Here is a 20803-nt window from a genome sequence, read left to right as displayed (position 1 = left end):
CCGGGGTGTCGAAGACATCCCCGGCGTCGGTGGCCGAACTTTAACGTGGATAGGCGTCAGAGGCGAAGCGGCATCACCACGTGGCGCGCCTCATCGTTGCCTTCTTCCTGCAGAAGACAGCTCGACTGGGCATCACGAAGGTTGATCCGGACCTTGTCGCCGCGTAGCGCACCCAGTGCATCGAGCAGGTAACCCACGTTGAACCCGACCGCGAGGTCGTCGACGACGGTCTCGGCTTCGACTTCTTCCTGGGCTTCTTCCTGCTCCGGGTTATGCGCAACGATCTTGATGCGACCCGGCGTCAGCTCGAGCTTTACACCGCGGTACTTCTCGTTGGACAGGATCGCGGCGCGCTGCAGGGCGCTGCGCAGCACATCGCGCTCGATCGTGGCCGACTTGTCGGCGCCGAGCGGAATGACCGCCTCGTAGTCCGGGAAGCGACCATCGATCAGCTTCGAGGTGAACACGACACCGCCGCGACGAACGCGCAGGTGATTGCGCCCGAATTCGAGTTCTACCGAACCCTCCCCCGCTTCGAACAGGCCGATCAGCTCATTCACGCCCTTGCGCGGGATGATGATCTGCCGACGGGCCGACACCGAGCTCTCCAGCTTCGTTTCCTTCAGCGCCAGGCGGTGGCCGTCGGTCGCGACGCAACGCAACGTGTGCTCCTGCAGGTCGAGCAACATGCCGTTGAGGTAGTACCGGACGTCCTGATTGGCCATCGCGAAGGCCGTACGGTCCATCAGATCGCGCAGAACTTCCTCAGGCAGCGTCACGCGCTCGACGAGTTCGATCTCGTCGATGGTCGGGAACTCGCTCGACGGCAGCGTCGCCAGCGTGAAGCGGCTGCGGCCCGCATTCAGCGCGATGCGCTCGCCGTTGAGCTTGAGGTCTATCTTCGCGCCGTCCGGCAGTGCGCGAACGATGTCGAACAGCTTGCGCGCCGGAATCGTGATTTCACCGTCCTGCACCGAGTCGGCCGCGGTCGTCGCGACCATTTCGACTTCGAGGTCGGTACCGGTGAACGAAACCTCATTACCGGAAGCGCGAACCAGGAGGTTGGCCAGTACCGGCAGCGTCTGTCGACGTTCGACAACGCCTACGACTTGCTGCAGGGGTTTGAGCAGAACTTCCCTCTGGATGCTGAATTGCATGCGCCCCTTCTCCTGCTTTTAATGTTTTTAAGATTTATTTAGTGGTTGTTGTTAGGGCGGTGGATAAGTAGACAAGACGGAAAAACTATTGAATTTCAGTACCTTGGCATTTCATATCGATTGCGCCTAACCGGTCGTGCTATGTGGGTGTCTTGTGGATAACTTCGAGGGTCGATTTCATCCTCTGTCCATCCACCTATTATCCACAGGTTCTCAGCCCGTCAAGATACGGATCAGCTGTTCCCAGTCCTGCCTCATCCGTACGTCTTTCTCGCAAAAGCCCCGGATCGTCCGGCATGCATGGAGCACCGTCGTGTGGTCACGGCCGCCAAAGGCCTCTCCGATCTCAGGCAGGCTGTGCTCGGTCAGTTCCTTGGACAGGGCCATGGCTACCTGCCGGGGGCGCGCCAGAGAGCGCACACGGCGTTTGGAGAGAAGATCCGACAGACGCACCTGGTAATAGTCGGCCACCGTCTTCTGGATGTTCGGCACCGTGACCGCCTGCGCGTGCGTATTCAGCAGGTCACGCAGCGTCTCTTCCGCGAAGTCCGTGGTGATCGGCTTGCGATAGAAGTTGGCCCGTGCCGCCAGGGTATTCAGCGCGCCCTCGAGATCGCGGACGTTGGACCGGATCCGTTTGGCCAGCAGCATCGCCACGTCCTCCGACACCTCCATATCCTTCTCCGCCGCCTTGGACAGAAGAATGGCGGCGCGGGTCTCGAAGTCCGGCGGTTCGATCGCTACCGACAGACCCCAGCCCAGACGCGACTTCAGGCGGGGCTCGAGTTTGTCGAGTTCCTTCGGATAGCGATCGCAGGTGAGGATGATCTGCTGTTTGGATTCGAACAACGCGTTGAAGGTGTGGAAAAACTCCTCCTGCGTCGTGTCCTTGCCGGCGAAGAACTGGATATCGTCGATCAGCAGCGCATCCACCGTCCGGAAGCGACGCTTGAACTCATCCATGTTCTTCTGCTGCAGCGCCTTGACCATGCCGCTGACGAACTGCTCCGAGCGTAGGTAGAGCACCTTCGCCCCGGGATTGTTCTGCAGCAGCATGTTGCCCGCGGCATGCATCAGGTGGGTCTTGCCCAGGCCGGTCCCGCCATAAAGAAGCAGCGGGTTGTAAGCGCGGCCGGGATTCATCGCCACCTGCATCGCCGCGGCTTTGCCGAGCTGGTTCGACTTGCCTTCGACGAAGGTTTCGAACGTGTAATGCAGATCCAGGTTATGAACGTGCGGCGGCTCCGGAGCGGCTTCCGGCGCACGCGATGCCGGCTGGTGCGACGGCGAGGGAGATGGAGTCGCACTGCTGACACGAACGGGCACCGGCCGGCCGCCGGACGAACCGACTTCCAGCCGCACCGTGACCGGGTGACCGATCAGATGTCCCGCGATCGTCTGGATCTTGTCCAGGTACTGATCGCGGATGGTGTCCAGCGAATACGGGTTGGGCGCATACAGGTGCAGCCCGGAAGCGTCTTCCCTGGCCTGCAGCGGCATGAGCCAGGTATGGACTTCCTCGGCGGTCAATTCGCCTTCAAGACGCTCGAGACAGCGCCTCCAAAGATCACTCATCGGGTATTCTTGCCACAGAAGGGGCGCTTGCGCGCGGGGTGGACGGCCAAGTCTACCAGCGTTCCGGCCCCCCGCCGGACTCCCCCACGGCGAAGGCCGATCACGGGCTATGGCCCAACCGGTTGACAGTCCTCGGGATTGTCGGACATACTTGCCGGCCATATTCAATCTTCACCCGGATGTCTTCGCCATGAAGCGTACTTTCCAGCCCAGCTTGCTCAAGCGCGCCCGTACCCACGGCTTCCGTGCACGCATGGCGACCGCCGACGGCCGCAAGATCATCAACGCCCGCCGTGCCAAGGGTCGCAAGCGTCTGATCCCGTAACCGGGCGACGGTCGTGCGTGCCGCCGCCATGCCGCGCGATGCGCGGTTACGCCGCGCCGCCGACTTCGCCGCGTTGCGAACAGTCAGCGGTCGCCTCGGCGGCCGCTGTTTTCTTTTGCGCTTCGGAAACAACGACGTCGACACGGCCCGGCTCGGCCTGGCCATCTCCAAGCGCTGTTCCAAGCGCGCGGTCGACCGTAACCGAATCAAGCGCCTGGCGCGTGAGGCTTTTCGCCTTGCCCGCCCCGACCTGCCTCCGGTCGACATCCTGGTCATGGCTAAAGACGTCGCAGTGAAAGAGACCGGCGCGGCCCTTCTGGCCGAGCTGGAGACACTGCTGCGTCGCATCCGGCCGTTGAAGCGTGAGGGTGCCGACGGCACAATCGCGCGTTGACCTCTCTTATGCATTCCAATCTGGCCCTGCAATGAATCAAACGCGCACGCTTCTCTTCTTCGCGCTCATGTTCGTGGCGTATCTCCTGTGGACCGAGTGGGAGAAGGACTATGTCCAGCCCCCGACTCCAGCCGCGCCGGCAGCCCAGGTCGATGCCAACGGCAAGCCGGGCGGCGACGCCAGCGTGCCGGGTTCCACCGCTCCCGCCGCCGTGCCGACCGAAAACGGCGCGGCCCCGGAAGGCAAGGCCGAGCTGGTCACCCTCTCGAACGACGTCCTGCGCCTGACCATCGATACCCGTGGCGGCAGCATCGTCCGTTCGGAACTCCTCTATTACCCGACCAACCCGGTCACGAAGAAGGAACCGGTGTCGCCGCCCGTCCGTCTGCTCGACGATGAGGGCGCGCACTTTTTCGCGGCACAGGATGGCCTGGTCAGCAGCAACGGTGCCGCGCCGGATCACCGCGCCCTCTTCCACGCCGACAAGACCGAGACCACCCTGGCCGATGGCCAGAAGTCCGTCAGTCTCGACCTGACCTGGACCGATCCGTCGGGCGTCAAGGTCGTCAAGCGCTATACGCTCAAGCGCATGGACTACGTGGTCGATCTCGACCAGCGCGTCGAAAACGGTTCGACGGCGGTGTGGACCGGTAACGCTTATCACCAGCTGCAGCGCGTCGCCAACGAGAAGGTCAACTGGTTCAAGGCGTATACGGATCCTGCGCAGCACAGCTTCTTCGGCGCCGCCTGGTTCAGCCCGGACACCAAGTTCGAAACGCTGCCGCTGGCCGATTTCGCGAAGAAGCCGCTCAATCGCTCCATCACGGGCGGTTGGGTCAGCATGCTGCAGCATTACTTCTTCGTCGCGTGGATTCCGCCGGCGAATCAGAACGTCACCTATAGCAGTGCGGTCGTCGATCCCAACTCGGCTACGCCGCGCTACCTCGTCCGTGCCTTCGGACCGGCCATGCAGGTCGCGCCGGGTCAGGCCGCCGACAGCGTCGCGCGTCTGTACATCGGCCCGAAGCTGCAGGGAACGCTCGATGCGATCGCACCGGGCCTCGAGCTGACCAGCAACTACGGCTGGTTCACCATCATCGCGCAGCCGCTGCACTGGCTGCTCTCCCAGCTGCACGCGATCAGCGGTAACTGGGGCGTTGCGATCATCCTGCTCGTGCTGCTTATCAAGGCCGCGCTGTTCAAGCTGACCGACGCGCAGTTCCGTTCGGGCGCTCGTATGCGCAAGCTGCAGCCGCGCATCGCCGCGCTCAAGGAGCGTTACGGCGACGACCGGATGAAGATGCAGCAGGCCACCATGGAGCTGTACAAGAAGGAAAAGATCAATCCGATGGCTGGCTGCCTGCCCATCCTGATCACCTTCCCGATCTTCATCGGCCTCCTTCGCGTGTTGTCCGAATCCATTGAGCTGCGCCATGCGCCGTTCTTCGGCTGGATCCACGATCTGTCGGCACCGGATCCCTTCTACGTGCTGCCGGTGCTCTACTTCCTGGTCACCCTGCTCACCCAGCGCATGATGCCGACCGCGGGCATGGATCCGACCCAGGCAAAGATGATGAAGGTGATGCCGCTGATCTTCGGTGTCTTCTTCGCCTTCTTCCCGTCAGGTCTGGTGCTTTACTGGACGGTCAACGGTGCGACCAGCCTGCTCCAGCAGTGGTGGATCAACCGTAGTGTCGAACAAGCCGACGCCGCGGCGAAGATCACCAAGGCATAACACCTGAAGCGGCGCGTCGAAAGACGCGCCGCTTCGCTATCCACAGGCACGACATGACTCACGGCGACGACACCATCGCAGCCATCGCTACCGGCGCCGGCGCGGCCGGGGTCGGCGCCGTTCGCGTGTCGGGGCCGCTCGCTCCTTTCATTGCCGCCGCGTTCCTTGGCCGGGCACCCACACCGCGATACGCGCACTTCACCGCGTTTCACGACGCAGACGGTGAGCTGATCGATCGCGGCTTGTTGTTGTCCTTTCCGGGACCCGCGTCTTACACCGGCGAGCACGTGGTCGAGCTTCAAGGACATGGCAGCGCCGTGTTGCTCGACGCGCTGCTCCAGCGTTGCCTCGCGCTGGGCGCGCGCCTCGCTCGCCCCGGTGAATTCACTGAACGGGCTTTCCTCAACGGAAAGCTCGATCTGGCACAGGCAGAAGCTGTCGCCGATCTTGTTGCCGCGACGTCGCGTGCGGGAGCACGTGCAGCACTGCGATCGATGGAAGGTGTTTTTTCGGCCCGCGTGGAGGCCCTGCTTGCCGAGCTTATCGAGCTGAGAGTACACATCGAGGCAGCCATCGATTTTCCCGAAGAAGAAATCGATTTTCTTGCCGACCCTGTCATCGGCGACAAGCTAACGACGCTCCGGACAAATCTCGGCCGTCTGTTGCTTGAAACTCGCCGCGGTGTCCGTCTGAACGATGGCATCGCTGTCGCCATCGTCGGGCGACCCAACGCGGGCAAGTCGAGTCTGTTGAATGCGCTTGCCGGAGAAGAGCGGGCGATTGTGACTGACGTCGCGGGCACCACGCGCGACGTGCTTCGCGAGGCGATACACATCGATGGCGTCGCGCTGGAGCTCGCGGACACGGCCGGTCTTCGCGAATCCGACGACATCGTCGAACGCGAGGGCATCCGTCGTGCGCGTGACCAGCTTGCACGCTGCGATGTCGCGTTGCTGGTCACCGACGATGCGCACGCACATGCCGATCTTTCGTTGTTGGATGGCATGGTCGAATATGCAAAACGTCTGATCGTCATTAACAAGATTGATCTGGACGAGCGCGAAGCACACTGCGAGGGCGATGTCCTTTGGCTTTCAGCGCGTACGGGCGATGGTATGGACGCGCTGCGCGCCCGGTTGCGTGAGCTCGCGACCGCGGGCGCGGGGGATGGCGCATTCAGCGCGCGTCGCCGTCACGTCACGGCGCTGGAGTCCGTACAGCGCCACTTGTCTCTGACGGACGACGCACTACGGTCGGCTCACGCGGGCGAACTCGCCGCTGAGGAATTGCGTCAGGCCCAGCACGCGCTGGGCGAAATTACCGGCACCTACTCATCTGACGATTTGCTTGGCGCCATCTTTGGTTCGTTCTGCATCGGAAAATAATACGAATTGCCGGCGCGTAAGCAAAAACGGCAAATCGACTATGCCGGCCAAATCCGATGTGCGACCCAATCGACGGAACACTCGTGAATGCGACGCGCCGTAGGCCGCCAGGGACCGATGTCACTTGCGAATCTTCTCAAACATTCGATACGGTCGGTCCCGCATGACGCAGACCTGCGCATGCGATCGACGTCAAGAGACGCTTCGGCGCCGCCGAAGCATCGGTATTTCTGAGTGAATCACAAGGAGCACTACTGTGGCGCAAGATATCGAAAAGAACGACGTGCTGAACCTCCAGTCCCTGGAAATTGACTGGGAGGATCTGTTCCACGCTTGCCTCTCGATTGCGAGCTCGACCAGCACCGCTAACGACGGCGGCTGTTGATAAAAGATGGGCGGCTTTGGCCGCCCATTCTTTTTTTGCGCGCCGCAAAGGCGCAGCGATAAGCGACTGAGCGTCGCAGCCATGGACAGAGGTGCAGATGGAATCGTCACCGTTCTTTGCCTATTCGTTCCTCAGCCCGATCTATCACGAGAACATCTATTCCTACGAGCCCTCCCACGAGTTCCTCGACGTGGTACGCGCAGCGCTCGGGGAACGGTGGAAAATAAGGGAAAGGGGCTTCTGGGCGAGCTGCTCGCCCGACGATCGCGAAGATCTCGAACACGGGTGGAAGATCCACCTCTCAAGTACACAGGCCAATGCGGTGGAAACACTGACGATCGTCGCGGGGATCATGTCCTCTGCGCGGATCGCCTTTAAATTTTGCGCCGACCGTCGCATGCTCAAGATGTCACTGGGCAAGGGCTGGTCGCGCTTTCAGATTGGAAAGTTCATCGCCATCTATCCCAGAAATGTCGATGAATTTGCGGCGATTCTTGTCGAATTGCACGCTGCAACATCCCACCTGCACGGCCCCTACATCCTCACTGACCGGCCCTATCGGGACAGCAAGGTCGTTTACTACCGTTACGGCGTTCATCGCGGCAAGCCATCGGTGGATGCGACAGGACGCAGTGCCTCCGGCTTCTTCCTGCCGGATGGTTCCTGGTACAACGATGTGCGCGGTCCCACGTTTCGGTTACCGCCCGGCATCGTCGACCCGTTGCTCCAACGCCCACAAGAACTTCCTTCTTCCACGGCCACCGTAAGAAAGCCGGATCAGCCAAAGACCGTCCGCCTCAAGGATCGCTACGTCATACAGGGCGCCATCAAATTCAATGCAACCGGCGGCATCTATCGTGGCATCGATACCGAAACTCAACGCGAGGTAATCGTTCGCGAGGTACGCGGCAAGCTGGGACATCTGGAGCGGGAAAGTGAGGACGACCCGGCGTTCATCCTGAAGCGTGAAGCGCGGGTGCTCAAAAAACTGTCTCACACCGGCCTGGTGCCAGAATATATAGATCTGTTCCAGGCATGGGACCATTGGTTCCTCGTAGTAGAGAAGCTGGACGCCATCTCCCTTTGGGGCCATTCGATGGAGTTCTATTTCTCGAACGAGTATCAAAGCACCGGATTCGGTCTCGACCGCATACTGTCCTCCATTCGCGAAATCGGTGAGGGGTTGCAGGTCATCCACTCGCACGGCGTCGTGCTCCGTGACCTGACCAAGAACAACATTCTCTTCACCAAGAGCGACAAGCGAATCAAGTTTATCGATTTCGAATTCGCGTTCGAAGTGGACGATGCCGGTCCGTGGGTGCAGGGATGGACACCTGGCTACGCTTCCGCTGAGCAGGCGTCGGCACAACGACCAAGCGTCGCCGATGATTGCTACGCGTTTGGCGTACTGATTCTGGACATGCTGACTTTCAGCGCCGCGGGGCTCGAACTCGGACGCGAGAATATCTTTCGGAAACTCGCGCTCGTGCTGTCCGATCTTGGACTTCCTGCGGAGTTGATGACGCTCATCTTGGGACTGATGCACACCGAGCCCGATCGTCGCTGGAGTGTTGCTCAGGCGCTATCGTTTCTCGAAGCCATCGATCTGCCCCTCGTCCAACGCAGGATGTTTCCCTCGCGCGAACAGCTTCTCGACATCGCCTCGCCGTCGCCAGACCTGGTTAGTCGGATCGACGATGTAATCACGGGCCTGGAGGAGTTCCTGAACTCGACGATGGACCTGGCGCGCGAGGATCGGTTGTGGCCTGCCTCCCCGGAGGTCTTCGTCACTAACCCCGTATCGTTGGAGTATGGCGCGACCGGCGTCGCACTGTTTCTGCTCCAGCGGCAAGGCGCTGTCAGCGCACCTGTGCTTGACTGGATAGAACGGCGGGCAGCGGCGAAGCTATGTCCCCCGGGTCTGTATTCCGGCTTGTCCGGCGTGGCGCTCGGTCTGCTGCTAGCGGGCCGACGGGACGCCGCAAGGGCCATGATGGCCAGGGTCGCCGACGACGGGCTCGTCTTCGACCGTGCGGGCCTTTACTACGGATGTGCAGGCGTGGGCCTGACCTGGTTGCACTTCTGGTCGACGACGGGCGAAGAAGCCTTTCTTGATGAAGCCATTCGCATCGGGGACTGGCTGCTCGGGCACGCCGTAGATTCGGAGCGCGGCCTGTCATGGCCTACGGGAGACAAGACCTATCTTGGCCTCGCCGAGGGTCAGTGCGGTGTAGCGCTATTCCTGCTTTACCTCGGGTCGGCGACCGGACGCGATGACTTCGTCGCTTCGGCCGGACGCGCGATCGATTTCGATCTCAGCTACGCGACGCGTGTCGCGGGCAGGATCGTCTGGAAGGTCCACACGAATTCGAGAGAGCATGCACCAAACCTCCCCCATCACAGGTACGGCTCTGCTGGTGTCGGTGCTGTGTGCATCCGTTACTTCGCGCTCACTGGCGACCGGCGTTACCACGACATGGCCGTCGACTGTGCACATACGGTCAGGACGCGTATGTCGAACAAAATCTGGCAGGACGAGGGCAGCGCAGGGTACGGTGAGTTCCTGCTCGATATGGCATTTTTTCTAAACGAGCCCCGGTTCAGGGATATCGCCTTCTACCAAGCTGAGGCCATTCTTGCGCATGCGCTCGATCGGCCCGTTGGCATGGCGTTTGGCGGACTCGATCATTACCGGATCTGCGCGGATTACAGTTACGGAAGTGCGGGTATCGGGATATTCCTGGACCGCTTGTTGAACGGCACGAAGCGTTTGTTGATGCTCGACCACCTCCTGCCAGCGCGTGTGACGACATCGCGGCATGGAGCGCGTCACGCGGGCATCCCGGCGCGATCGGCCCCTCTGGGTCAGCAGGCTTCCGCAGCCACCCGGCTAGCGGTCCGCTTTTCAGCCGCCACCGATGCCGCCCAGATAGCGAGCCCCGCCAGCGCCAGCAAACTTCCCACCCATCCGGGCGACGTCCACCCGTAACCGCCGGCGATGGCCAGGCCGCCCAGATACGGCCCGAGCGCATTCGCGGTATTGAAGGCGGAATGATTCAGCGACGCGGCAAGACCCTGCGCATCGCCCGCCACGTCCATGAGCCGTGTCTGCAGCACCGTACCGAGTGCCCCACCCACACCAATGAAAAACACGTCGAGGCTCAGCAGCCAGATATTGCTCGCGGTGAACGGGAAGATCGCGAGGATGACCAGGCTCCACAGCAACAGCGCACCGGCCGTGCGCATCAGCGCGCGATCGGCGAAGACGGGCACGACCATGTTGCCGACGGTCATGCCGACGCCGAAGACGGCCATCACCCAGGGCACGCTCGACAGTGGCATCCCGGTCACGCTGATAAGGATGTCGGCGAGGTAGGTGTACACAGCGAACATGCCGCCGAAACCGATGGCACCGATCGCCAGCGTGTACCAGACCTGCGAGCGTTTCAGCGCGCTGAGCTCGCCAAGCGGACTGGCCTTCGGATTGGCGGGCGTCCTGGGTGCGTAAATCGCGACGGCGAGAATCGTCAGCAGGCCAAGGACGGCCACAAGCGCGAACGACCAGCGCCAGCCCACCAGCTGACCCAGCCAGCTGGCCAGCGGAACGCCGACGATGGTGGCGCACGTGAGGCCGAGGAACATCTGGCCGACCGCGCGCGTGCGCCGGTTGGGGGGAACCAGCGATGAGGCGACCAGGGCGGCGACACCGAAGTACGCGCCATGCGGCAGGCCAGCCAGAAACCGGAACACCAGCATCCAGTGGTAGTTCGGCGACAAGCCGGTCAGACCGTTGAACAGCGTGAACATCGCCATGAGGATCACCAGCAGGCGACGGCGCGGCACGCGTGCGCCGAGCACGGTCATCACCGGAGCGCCGATGACGACACCCAGCGCATAGGCGCTGATCGCATGGCCCGCGGTCGGCGCATCGATGCCCAGACCCTGTGCGAACAGTGGCAGCATGCTCATCGAGGCGAACTCGGTCGTACCGATGGCGAAGCCACCGACGGCCAGCGCGAGGATCACCAGGCCGACGTGAGGCGCGCGGACGGGCGCGGTGCCCGGATCGAGGACGGGGGCGGAACCAGACATGAGGGGTGCTCGGGGAGGTAGGTGGGCCGCGGCGTCATGGTGCGTCGCAGCAATGGGCCTAGGATACGCGGTCGGGCAGCTGGGCGGGAGTCAGCCCTGCTGGCGATTCAGGCGCCCGCGTGCTCGCGGATGTATTCGATGAACGCGCGAAGGGCCGACGTGACTCGCCGCTGGCGTGGGTAATAGAGCATGAATCCCGGATACGGCGGGCACCAGTCCTCCAGCAGCCGGACCAGCTTACCGTCCTCGACCAGTGCCTTGACCTGATCGTCGAGCACGGCGGCGATGCCTATGCCTGCGACCGCGGCATCCAGCGCCAGGCGCATGTCCCCGAAGGTCAGCCGCCCGCGCACGTCGAGTTCGAGCTTGGTCGAACCCCGCTCCAGTTCCCACTTATAGACCCGCCCGCTGGGGAACCGGAAGCGGATGCAGTTATGGCGGAACAGGTCGTCGGGAACCAGGGGACTGCCGTAGCGGGCGAGATAGTCGGGCGAGGCGACGATGGCACCCCGCTGCGCACCGCCGATGGGCACGGCGATCATGTCCTCCGGCACCTGCTCCAGGAACCGGATGCCGGCGTCGAAGCCTGAGGCGACGATGTCGATCAGGCCATCGTTATCCACAGCTTCGAAGTGAATGTCGGGATACGTCGCCAGAAAACGAGGCAGGAGCGTCGGGAGTAGCAGCTGCGCGGTCACGCGGGGCATGTTGATCCGCAACGTACCGGCGGGCGCCGCGCGGAAGTTGTTCATTTCTTCCAGGGCGTCGTTCACGCCGAGCAGCGCCGGCTCCAGTCGCTCGAGCAGCCGCTGACCCGCTTCCGTCAGCGAAACGCTGCGCGTGGTGCGGTGAAAGAGAACCACCCCCAGCCGTTCTTCCAGCCCACGGATGGCATAGCTGATGGCCGATGTGGACAGCATCAGCTCGGCGCCCGCCTTGCGGAAGCTGGCGTGTCGGGCGACGGCGGCGAACGCCGCCAGATGGGAAAGGTTGTCGGGACGCATGATTATCAAGAATACCTCAACGATACATGCCGAAATCCACATTGGCGTCCGGTATTGTTGAGGCTTTATCGTTACCCGCTTTCCTGATCCCACCTATCGAGGATGACTCCCATGATCGAAGTCCGCGGATTTGCCGCCAAGAGCGCCACGACGCCCCTCGTTCCCTTCACCTTCCAGCGCCGCGACCCGGGCGCGCACGATGTGCGCATCGAGATCCTCTACAGCGGCGTCTGCCATTCGGATCTGCACCAGGCCAAGGGCGACTGGGGCAACTCCGTGTTCCCGATGGTCCCGGGCCATGAAATCGTGGGCCGTGTCGTTGCCGTTGGCTCGGCCGTCGGAAAGCTAAAGGTCGGCGACTTCGCCGGCGTCGGCTGCATGGTCGATTCGTGCCGCGAGTGCGATTCCTGCAAGCAGAACCTCGAGCAGTACTGCACGACGCACACCAGCTTCACCTACAACGGCACCGAGCAGGACAAGACCACGCCGACCCAGGGCGGTTACTCCACCGAGATCGTCGTGGAAGAGCGCTTCGTCGTGAAGATCTCAGAGAAGCTCGATCTCAAGGCGACCGCTCCCCTGCTTTGCGCCGGTATCACCACGTACTCGCCGCTGCGTCACTGGAAGGTGGGCCCGGGTCAGAAGGTCGGCGTCATCGGTCTGGGTGGTCTCGGCCACATGGGCGTGAAGTTCGCCAAGGCCATGGGCGCGCATGTCACGATGATCACCACGTCGGCCTCCAAGGGTGAGGACGCCAAGCGTCTTGGCGCGGACGCCGTGCTGCTTTCGACCGATGCCGAGGCGATGAAGGCCCAGGCCAGCAGCTTCGACTTCCTGCTCAACACGGTGCCGGTGTCGCACGACATCAACCCGTACACCAGCCTGCTCAAGCTCGACGGCACCATGGTGCTGGTCGGCGCACTCACTCCGCTCGACGGTGTGATCGGTGGCAGCCTGATGCTCCCGCGTCGCACGATCGCCGGTTCCGCCATCGGTGGCATGGCGGAAACGCAGGAGATGATGGATTTCTGCGCCGAGCACAACATCGTGTCGGACATCGAAGTCGTCGACATGAGCTCGATCAACGAGACGTATGTGCGTCTGGCGAAGAACGATGTGCGTTACCGCTTCGTGATCGACATGGCGACGATGCCGGCTTGATCCTTGCTGGCTTGAGGTAACACCGGTCGCCAGCGGGCTGGCTCCTGCACGAGCATGCATCCTTGCTCTTGTGGGGAGCCAGCCCTGCTGGCGATTCACGGTGACGAACCCCCACCTGTCCCGCTATCTTCAAACCCATCCCCCGAAAAGGACCCGGTTTGAAGCGTTTACTCCGTTACCTCGGCATCTTCCTCGCTCTCGTCGTCCTCTTCGTGGCTTTCGTCGCGGTCACCGCATGGCCGAACATCGGCGCATGGCCCAGCAAAACACCGACGGCCGCCGAGGCAAAATCGCCGCAATGGCGTGGCCAGAGCTTCGCCAACCCCGCACCGATGTTCATGAACCTCAAGGGCGGCATCTGGCAGATCCTGCAGTCGAAGCCAGGCGAGGAACCCGATGCGCCGGTTCCGACGATGGACTCATCGGCGTTGTACAAAGCCCCACCGAAGAGCGGCCTTCGCGTCACCTGGTTCGGCCATTCGTCTTCATTACTGGAGATCGACGGCGTCAACGTCGTGATCGATCCCTTCTGGAGCGAGCGTGCATCGCCCTTTCCCTGGCTCGGCCCGAAGCGCTGGTACGAAGCACCCGTCCCGCTCGATAACCTGCCGCGAGTCGACGTCGTCGTCGTCTCACACGATCACTACGACCATCTCGATCGCGCCTCCGTGCGGGCCTTCAACGCACGCGGCGCACGATTCATCGTGCCGCTCGGTATCGCGGCGCACCTGATCGACTGGGGCGTACCGAAGGAAAAGATCACCGAACTGGACTGGTGGCAGGACGCGAAGGTGGGCGCACTTCGTATCGTTTCCACACCGTCCCGTCATGCATCCGGTCGCCTCGAGGCGCATAGCGATGCCACGTTGTGGACGGGCTATGCATTCATCGGTCCCGAGCATCGCGCGTTCTACTCCGGCGATACCGGCATGAACGACACCTTCGCCGATGTGGGTGCGAAGTTCGGTCCCTTCGATGTCACGCTGATCGAAGACGGTCAGTACGACGAACAGTGGCCGGACTGGCACCTCGGACCCGAGCAGGCGATGCAGGTGCACGAAGAGGTCCGCGGCAAGGTGCTGATCCCCGTGCACTGGGGCCTTATCAAGCTGGCGCATCACGGTTGGACCGAACCCGCCGAGCGCATTCTGGCGGCGGCACGTTGCAGCAAGGCCGAGGTATTGATTCCGGAACCCGGACAGGCCGTGGAACCGACGACGCATCCGGTGGTCCCACGCTGGTGGCCGAAGGAGCCATGGTTCACGGGGGTGCAGCATCCGATCGTCGCGTCACGCGACGGGAACCCTGCCCATAAATTCGATATACCGGTCTGTCGGTAAGCCGGTGCCGCTCAGGGAGAGAGAACGCGTGTTGAAGGATCCGGCATCTCAGCCTCCATGTTGCCGGCGTTGATCAAGGCCGGTGAACGCGGACTACGAATGCATGTTGCGGACGGTCTATGCACCGTCACAACCCGCGCCCTGATGCATTAACTCCGCGCTCCCGGTTGCGATGAGGCCCTGCTTCGTTACGAATCGACGGGCTTATAAGTCCGGCATCACCAGACGCATCGGCAACTGGTCGAGGCGTCGCCCCGTCACCTCATCGATCACCACCGCACTCACCCGCTCACCCGTCTCGTCGGCGACGAGATGGGACAACGTCGCGCCCCCGCCGTTGTGGCGACGGCCCCATTCGCCCATGGCGGCCATGATCGGCAGGAACTCGCGTCCGGCCTGGGTCAGCACGTACTCGTCGCGCGGCGGCCGCTCGCTGTAGCGGCGCTTTTCCAGAACACCGGCCTCGGTCAGGCCCTTCAATCGACGCGACAGGATGTTCGGCGCGATGCCCAGGCTCGTCCGGAACTGGTCGAACTGCGTCATCCCCCGGCTGGCATCGCGAAGGATCAGCACGCTCCAGGTATCGCCCACCAGCGCGAGGCTGCGGGCAATCGAGCAGGTACCTGAAGAAAGTTTGTCGGTGTCCATTGCATAATGATAGCTAGGTCACTATCGTATGGCAACGTAGTCGATATCACTTTGCAACTTACCCATACGGAGTCACCCTCATGAGCGTTGAAAACAAAGGCACGGCACTGGTTACGGGCGCTTCGTCGGGCATCGGCGAGGTCTACGCCGAGCGTCTGGCGGCGCGCGGCTACGATCTGATTCTGGTCGCACGTCGTCTGGATCGCCTGGACGCACTGGCCAGGAAGATCGGCGCCGCCACAGGGCGGAAGATCGAGACGCTGAAGGCGGACCTTACCGAGCGTGCCGACGTGGCCACGGTAGAGAAGCGGGTGGCGGAGGATGCTTCGATCACCCTGTTGGTGAACAATGCCGGTATCTCGCTCAACGGCAGCTTCCTCGACAACGACAGCGACGCGATCGAAAAGCTCATCGCCATCAACATCACCGCACCCACCCTGTTGACCGCTGCGGCGGCCAAGACCTTCGTCGCTCGCGGCCATGGCGGCATCATCAATATCGCGTCCGTGCTCGCCTTCGCACCGGAGATGTTCGACGGTATCTACAGTGGCTCGAAGGCGCACCTGCTCAACGTGAGCCAGAGCCTGGCGACGCAGCTGAAGGGCACCAGCGTCCGCGTGCAGGCGGTGTTGCCGGGTGCGACCCGCTCGGAAATCTGGGAGAACTCGGGTAAAGACATCGATGCGATGCTGCCGGGGATGGTCATGGAGACCGCCGATCTGGTGGATGCCGCGCTGCTGGGCTATGACCGCGGCGAAGTGGTGACGATTCCGCCGCTGGCCGATGAGCAGCAGTTCCTGACGTATGACGCCGCGCGCGTCGCGATGGGGCCTAATCTGTCGCGCAAGGACGTGGCGCCCCGTTATCGCGCCTGATCTGAACATGTAGGAGCGCGCCCCGCGCGCGAAAAGCCAACAGAGCGGTGATGGGGTGCCCCCGCTTCACCGCCACGTTGGCTTTTCGCGCGCGGGGCGCGCTCCTACACGAGGTGGTGGGATCAGGTTTTCGGCATGATCTTCCGCAGCATCCCGTCACTGCCGCCACGCACGTACCAGATGCTGCCGTTGGACGGGTTTACCTTGATCGCGCGCACGCTGCCGGTATACACACCGGCGGCGTCACGCCCATAGCGTTCGACACCTGTCACGTTCCCGCTCGCATCGAGCACGACGCGATACAGCGCGACCGACGACGTCGAACCGAGCAATGCCGAGCCCTGCCACTGTGGGAATTGCTTGCCCTTGTAGAACACCAGCCCCGAAGGAGACATCGAATTCGTGGTGGGGAACCAGCCCCAGTAGGCGGACGGCTGAACGTACTGCGGCGCCGTGTCGTGGCGCGGATACGGCTGACCCGGCATATAGGCGTCGCTGGGATAGTGATTGCCGTTGCTCACCAGTGGCCATCCATAATTCCCGCCCTTCACGATCTGGTTGAACTCGTCACCCGACGACGGGCCCATCTCGGTTTCCCACAGCTTTCCGTCTTCACTGAAGGCGAGCCCGTAGGGGTTACGAAAACCGCTGGCCCAGATCTGGCCGGCGACGCCGCCCTGGCTTGCATTCGGGTTGTCGGAAGGCGTGCTGCCGTCCAGGTTGAGGCGGATGATCTTGCCCAGTCCGCTGTCCGGCAACTGCGCGGTAAATCCGCGATCCTGATTGACGTCGGGGATGTCGCCGTCGCCGACGGAGAGAAAGACATGCTTGCCGTCGGGCGCGAAAGCGATGCGTGCACCCGGTTGGCCGCGAACCGACCACTTCGACGGTTCCTGCCAGACGATCGTCAGGTTCTCGATGTGCGCGGTGTTCGATGCCTCGACAACGCGAGCCTTCGCCAGCGTGAGGTGGTTATTGCCGTCGGCGGCCTTCGCCACGTAGCTGAACCATAAGACGTGATCTTTCGCATAGGTCGCGGGTACGGCCACGTCATGGAAGCCGCTCTGTCCGCCGCCGCCATTCGCGCCGACCGAAACAGGCAGGCCTGTCACCGGCATCTTGGCGCCTCTCGAGTTCACGATGTACATGTGGTCGCTCTTCTCCGTGACCACGATGCGGCCGTCCGGAAGGAAGTCGAGTCCCCACGGATTGTCGAACGGTGCAAGATCGGTGATGACGAACGGTGCGGGCGGTTCGGTCTGAGCGCCGGCGACGCGTGCGTTGTACGACGACGTTTGCGCAAACGCGCAGGGGGCGGCGATCGCCCCTCCAAGCAGGACGACAAGAAGCGGCAGGCGACGCATGACAGGATCCTTGTGCGGGGAGTGGTCGCAAGAAGCTACGTGGTTTGAGGGTGACGTCGCTGCCTCGAAATAGCCCGGATCGTCCAAACCCGCGATTCCATCGCAAATTCCCTTGTCGAACGACGCCCTGATGCGGAATTCACGGTGTCATAGCGCGACGCGTGGATGCGTCGGCGCAGATCGGCGGTCTTCACACCTTCCCAGTCTCACCAGCGGCTTACAGCGCATTCGCGCGTGCTTCCGAACGAATGCGCGCTAAACTACGGGGCTCGCTCGGTTCTTCGCGGTTAGGCATGCTTTCTTACGTGTTCGGCGCCTTCGGGCTGTCCACCCTCTGGCTGCTTCCCCTGCTGTGGCGTGTCATCGCGTCGCTGATCCGTCGGCGCAGGCCGCCCACCGTAGGGCCCGGAGCCATTCGCTTCTGGACGGGCTTTGTCCTCGTTCTGCTCGCCAGCACCACGCTGGAAGGCATCGTCATCTCGCACTACACCGATGACCCGACCACGGGTGGCGTCGTGTGTCGCTGGCTCGGCGATCTCTTCGGCGCCTTCCCCGGCGGCGCACTGGCCGCGGTGATCGCGCTGGCGGTGATCGTCGTCGCGCTTCCCTGGTACCTCGGGATCACCTGGTCGACGGCCGTGGCCCGCGCGAATGGGATCCTCGAGCCGATGGGTGCGTTGGCTATCGAAGGCACACGGCGCCTGTTCACCCGTTCGGCAGCGCGCGCCACGGGTCGTCGCCCTGCCGGCGCCGTGCGCCGCGCGGATCGCGGGCCGGCGCGCCGTCGCACGCCATCGGCCGCCACCCGCGGCAAGGTCACTCCGGCCGCCGCATCGACACCGCCCTCCTCGTCCCTGCATGTCGGCACGGAAACCGTGCGCGGCGAGCCTCTGCGCGCGACGCGCGTTCGCCCGTCGGTGACCACACCGGTGCCGCCGCGCCACCGCGCGAAGCCGGACACGGTGATCAGCGAACCGTGGCTTGCGCCTCGCGGCCAGACCGTGCCCACCACCTCCGCGCCGGAGGCCGCCGCGGCGGCGGCGCACGTCTCCGCTACGCCGGGTTTACCGATCGCGCCGCCTGCCGCCGACGTCGCCGACGAGGCACCGATGCTGATCAAGCGTCGGCGCCCCATGGAGAGCCAGGCTTTCCTTGCACCGTCGATGCGATCGAAGCATGGTCCCGAGCGCTCGTCGGTGTCGCCGACGACCCCCTGGGAACCCTCAAGCCACGACGCTTCGGACACGGAGGCCGACGAGGTCGTCCGGAACGACCAGCCTCTTGCGGACGTCACGCCCCGGGTCACCGAGCCTTCCCGTCCGCAGGCGCCCGTACCCGTGCCCGCCATGCCCTCACCCCCGCCGGTCGCCCCGGTGTCGCGCTTCGCCATCGCCGCCAACGATGAGCAGGCCACGACGACGGAGGCGACTATCGTCCCTCCAGCGCGGATGGTGACGCTCACGCCGGCACGTCCCCTGCTCGCGACGAGCACCGCCAGTGCCGTGGGTATACCGCCGCTCACCCTGCTCGCCGCCGCGTCTCAGAACACCCTCGCCGTCTCCGAACAGGAACTCGTCGACACGGGCGAACTGATCGAGCAACGCCTGCGCGAGTTCAAGGTACCGGTGCAGGTGGTCGGTGCGTCGGCGGGTCCGGTCATTACGCGCTATGAAGTCGAGCCGGCCGTCGGCGTGCGCGGCAACCAGATCGTCGCGTTGATGAAGGATCTCGCGCGCGGTCTGGGTCGCACTACGATTCGCGTGGTCGAAACGATTCCCGGCAAGACCTGCATGGGCCTCGAGCTGCCGAACGAACAGCGCCAGATGATCGCGCTGTCCGAGATCCTCGACTCCAGCGAGTATCGTGATTCCGACTCGCTGCTCACCCTGGCGATGGGCAAGGGCATCACCGGTGAACCGGTGGTCGCCGATCTGGCGAAGGCGCCGCACATGCTCGTTGCCGGCACCACCGGCTCGGGTAAATCGGTCGCGGTGAACGCGATGATCCTGTCGATGCTCTACAAGGCCACGCCTGAAGACGTTCGCATGATCATGATCGACCCAAAGATGCTCGAGCTCTCGGTCTACGAGGGTATTCCGCATCTGCTGGCGCCCGTGGTCACGGATATGAAGCTCGCCGCCAACGCGCTGAACTGGTGCGTGGCCGAGATGGAAAACCGCTACAAGGTGATGTCCGACCTGCGCGTGCGCAACCTTGCCGGGTACAACCAGAAAGTGCGCGAGGCGCGCGCGGCTGGCAAACCGCTGTTCAATCCGTTTCCCGCGCATCCGGAAATCCCCGAGCACCTCGACACGATGCCGATGATCGTCGTCGTCATCGACGAGCTCGCCGACCTGATGATGGTCGCCGGCAAGAAGATCGAAGAACTGATCGCGCGGCTGGCGCAGAAGGCACGTGCCGCGGGCATCCATCTGATCCTCGCCACGCAGCGTCCGTCGGTCGACGTCATCACCGGTCTGATCAAGGCGAACATCCCCACGCGCGTGGCGTTTCAGGTGTCGTCGAAGATCGATTCGCGCACCATCCTCGACCAGATGGGCGCGGAGAGCCTGCTCGGTGCGGGTGACATGCTGTTCCTGCCCCCGGGCTCGGGCTATCCGCAGCGCATCCACGGCGCGTTCGTCGCCGACGAGGAAGTGCACCGCATCGTCGCCTGGCTGAAGCAGTTCGGCGAGCCGGATTACAAGGACGAGATTCTTGCGGGGCCACCGAGTGAGGCGGTCGAAGGCGAACCGGGTGAGGATGGCCTCGATGCGGAGCTGGATCCGCTGTACGACGAAGCGGCGGCCTTCGTGCTGCGTTCGCGTCGCGCGTCGATCTCGTTCGTGCAGCGGCAGTTCCGTATCGGCTACAACCGCGCGGCGCGTCTGGTCGAAGCGATGGAGGCCGCCGGACTGGTCTCGGCGATGGGCATCAACGGGCAGCGCGAGGTGATCGCGCCGGTGCCACAGGACTGACCGAAATCCCACCGGTGCGGAACCCGCTGATGCGGGACCCCACACGGACGCGGTACCACGCACGGATGCGGAATCTCCCACGGATGCGGCATCCCCTGTAGGAGCGCGGCTGTAGTGGCCGGGTATTTGAGGACCACGCATAGGAGCGTTAAGCCGCCATCCTCTCAAACTCGGCTGGCGGGCGGTAGTCGAGCGCGGAGTGCAGGCGCTCGTGGTTGTAATAGCGAACCAGATAGTCGATCGCGTCTTGTGATGCCAAAGCTCGGGTCGGGAAGGTTTCCTCGCCGAACCACTCCTGTTTAAGGCTTCGGAAGACGCGTTCGACGACGGCGTTGTCCCAGCAGTTCCCCTTTCGGCTCATGCTTTGAACGATGCCGTGCCGGGC

General features: G+C 63.2%; 15 protein-coding genes and 3 pseudogenes. 11 read left to right on the top strand and 7 right to left on the bottom strand.

Going from position 1 to position 20803, the window contains the following annotated elements:
• Positions 1 to 56: 56 nt before the first annotated feature.
• Both dnaN and dnaA read right to left on the bottom strand, forming a co-directional pair.
• Positions 57 to 1157, bottom strand: a complete 1101-nt coding sequence (gene dnaN, locus B5X73_RS07340) for a DNA polymerase III subunit beta (RefSeq protein ID WP_036109027.1) — start codon at positions 1155 to 1157, stop codon at positions 57 to 59.
• Between the two features lie 213 nt (positions 1158 to 1370).
• The gene (gene dnaA / locus B5X73_RS07335; RefSeq protein WP_036109024.1) at positions 1371 to 2732 is read right to left on the bottom strand and encodes a chromosomal replication initiator protein DnaA; all 1362 of its coding nucleotides are present in this window, start codon (positions 2730 to 2732) and stop codon (positions 1371 to 1373) included.
• Between the two features lie 190 nt (positions 2733 to 2922).
• On the opposite strand from dnaA, the gene rpmH reads away from it, so the two are divergent.
• From rpmH to B5X73_RS07310, 6 genes and pseudogenes are all read left to right on the top strand, one after another.
• Positions 2923 to 3057 carry a 50S ribosomal protein L34 gene (rpmH, locus tag B5X73_RS07330; RefSeq protein ID WP_036109021.1) on the top strand — a complete coding sequence of 45 codons (135 nt, stop codon included), beginning with the start codon at positions 2923 to 2925 and terminating at the stop codon, positions 3055 to 3057.
• 13 nt (positions 3058 to 3070) lie between these two features.
• Positions 3071 to 3451, top strand: coding sequence for a ribonuclease P protein component (gene rnpA / locus B5X73_RS07325; RefSeq protein WP_139382696.1), 381 nt, complete (start codon positions 3071 to 3073; stop codon positions 3449 to 3451).
• Positions 3452 to 3482: 31 nt separating this feature from the next.
• Entirely contained in the window at positions 3483 to 5186 is a 1704-nt protein-coding gene (yidC, locus tag B5X73_RS07320) for a membrane protein insertase YidC (protein ID WP_036109019.1), read from the top strand.
• A gap of 53 nt (positions 5187 to 5239) precedes the next feature.
• Positions 5240 to 6571: a tRNA uridine-5-carboxymethylaminomethyl(34) synthesis GTPase MnmE gene (gene mnmE, locus B5X73_RS07315; protein WP_079521143.1), complete on the top strand. Its 1332-nt coding sequence runs from the start codon at positions 5240 to 5242 to the stop codon at positions 6569 to 6571.
• 256 nt (positions 6572 to 6827) lie between these two features.
• Complete coding sequence (locus B5X73_RS21500) at positions 6828 to 6956, top strand: hypothetical protein (protein ID WP_255349727.1); 129 nt, start codon at positions 6828 to 6830, stop codon at positions 6954 to 6956.
• A 97-nt stretch (positions 6957 to 7053) separates the two neighbouring features.
• Positions 7054 to 9714, top strand: a pseudogene (locus B5X73_RS07310) (lanthionine synthetase LanC family protein); the annotation flags it as partial.
• A 107-nt stretch (positions 9715 to 9821) separates the two neighbouring features.
• On the opposite strand, the gene B5X73_RS21305 reads toward B5X73_RS07310, so the two are convergent.
• Positions 9822 to 11048 carry an MFS transporter gene (locus B5X73_RS21305; RefSeq protein ID WP_079521141.1) on the bottom strand — a complete coding sequence of 409 codons (1227 nt, stop codon included), beginning with the start codon at positions 11046 to 11048 and terminating at the stop codon, positions 9822 to 9824.
• Positions 11049 to 11155: 107 nt separating this feature from the next.
• Positions 11156 to 12052, bottom strand: coding sequence for a LysR family transcriptional regulator (locus B5X73_RS07300; RefSeq protein WP_079521140.1), 897 nt, complete (start codon positions 12050 to 12052; stop codon positions 11156 to 11158).
• 111 nt (positions 12053 to 12163) lie between these two features.
• Between B5X73_RS07300 and B5X73_RS07295 the strand changes: the two genes are divergently transcribed.
• Entirely contained in the window at positions 12164 to 13213 is a 1050-nt protein-coding gene (locus B5X73_RS07295) for an NAD(P)-dependent alcohol dehydrogenase (RefSeq protein WP_079521139.1), read from the top strand.
• Between the two features lie 158 nt (positions 13214 to 13371).
• Entirely contained in the window at positions 13372 to 14553 is a 1182-nt protein-coding gene (locus B5X73_RS07290) for an MBL fold metallo-hydrolase (RefSeq protein WP_079521138.1), read from the top strand.
• A 204-nt stretch (positions 14554 to 14757) separates the two neighbouring features.
• Here the strand turns inward: B5X73_RS07290 and B5X73_RS07285 are convergent, their stop codons facing one another.
• On the bottom strand, positions 14758 to 15201 hold the full coding sequence (locus B5X73_RS07285; RefSeq protein ID WP_079521137.1) for a winged helix-turn-helix transcriptional regulator: 444 nt from the start codon (positions 15199 to 15201) through the stop codon (positions 14758 to 14760).
• Between the two features lie 80 nt (positions 15202 to 15281).
• On the opposite strand from B5X73_RS07285, the gene B5X73_RS07280 reads away from it, so the two are divergent.
• Entirely contained in the window at positions 15282 to 16076 is a 795-nt protein-coding gene (locus B5X73_RS07280; RefSeq protein WP_079521136.1) for an SDR family NAD(P)-dependent oxidoreductase, read from the top strand.
• Between the two features lie 122 nt (positions 16077 to 16198).
• Here the strand turns inward: B5X73_RS07280 and B5X73_RS07275 are convergent, their stop codons facing one another.
• Positions 16199 to 17440: a PQQ-dependent sugar dehydrogenase gene (locus B5X73_RS07275; RefSeq protein ID WP_043696875.1), complete on the bottom strand. Its 1242-nt coding sequence runs from the start codon at positions 17438 to 17440 to the stop codon at positions 16199 to 16201.
• 248 nt (positions 17441 to 17688) lie between these two features.
• Here B5X73_RS07275 and B5X73_RS21300 point away from each other — a divergent pair.
• Together B5X73_RS21300 and B5X73_RS21295 are read left to right on the top strand one after the other, a co-directional pair.
• A pseudogene (locus B5X73_RS21300) lies at positions 17689 to 18075 on the top strand (DNA translocase FtsK 4TM domain-containing protein); the annotation flags it as partial.
• Positions 18076 to 18927: 852 nt separating this feature from the next.
• Positions 18928 to 20418, top strand: a pseudogene (locus tag B5X73_RS21295) (DNA translocase FtsK); the annotation flags it as partial.
• Positions 20419 to 20566: 148 nt separating this feature from the next.
• Here B5X73_RS21295 and B5X73_RS07265 read toward each other — a convergent pair.
• Positions 20567 to 20803, bottom strand: a 237-nt coding sequence (locus B5X73_RS07265; RefSeq protein ID WP_139382695.1) for an integrase core domain-containing protein, incomplete at its 5' end; no start/stop codon positions are given.

Source organism: Luteibacter sp. 22Crub2.1 (assembly GCF_900167995.1).
GTDB lineage: Bacteria > Pseudomonadota > Gammaproteobacteria > Xanthomonadales > Rhodanobacteraceae > Luteibacter > Luteibacter mycovicinus.
Note: the sequence above shows the minus strand (reverse complement) of the source record. Positions and strands in the feature narration are given on the sequence as shown.

What these genes read in the sequence shown, in the direction of transcription:
- dnaN (WP_036109027.1), bottom strand. Translation starts at nt 1,157, where the DNA reads ATGCAATTCAGCATCCAGAGGGAAGTTCTGCTCAAACCCCTGCAGCAA.
- dnaA (WP_036109024.1), bottom strand. Translation starts at nt 2,732, where the DNA reads ATGAGTGATCTTTGGAGGCGCTGTCTCGAGCGTCTTGAAGGCGAATTG.
- rpmH (WP_036109021.1), top strand. Translation starts at nt 2,923, where the DNA reads ATGAAGCGTACTTTCCAGCCCAGCTTGCTCAAGCGCGCCCGTACCCAC.
- yidC (WP_036109019.1), top strand. Translation starts at nt 3,483, where the DNA reads ATGAATCAAACGCGCACGCTTCTCTTCTTCGCGCTCATGTTCGTGGCG.
- mnmE (WP_079521143.1), top strand. Translation starts at nt 5,240, where the DNA reads ATGACTCACGGCGACGACACCATCGCAGCCATCGCTACCGGCGCCGGC.
- B5X73_RS21305 (WP_079521141.1), bottom strand. Translation starts at nt 11,048, where the DNA reads ATGTCTGGTTCCGCCCCCGTCCTCGATCCGGGCACCGCGCCCGTCCGC.
- B5X73_RS07300 (WP_079521140.1), bottom strand. Translation starts at nt 12,052, where the DNA reads ATGCGTCCCGACAACCTTTCCCATCTGGCGGCGTTCGCCGCCGTCGCC.
- B5X73_RS07295 (WP_079521139.1), top strand. Translation starts at nt 12,164, where the DNA reads ATGATCGAAGTCCGCGGATTTGCCGCCAAGAGCGCCACGACGCCCCTC.
- B5X73_RS07285 (WP_079521137.1), bottom strand. Translation starts at nt 15,201, where the DNA reads ATGGACACCGACAAACTTTCTTCAGGTACCTGCTCGATTGCCCGCAGC.
- B5X73_RS07280 (WP_079521136.1), top strand. Translation starts at nt 15,282, where the DNA reads ATGAGCGTTGAAAACAAAGGCACGGCACTGGTTACGGGCGCTTCGTCG.
- B5X73_RS07275 (WP_043696875.1), bottom strand. Translation starts at nt 17,440, where the DNA reads ATGCGTCGCCTGCCGCTTCTTGTCGTCCTGCTTGGAGGGGCGATCGCC.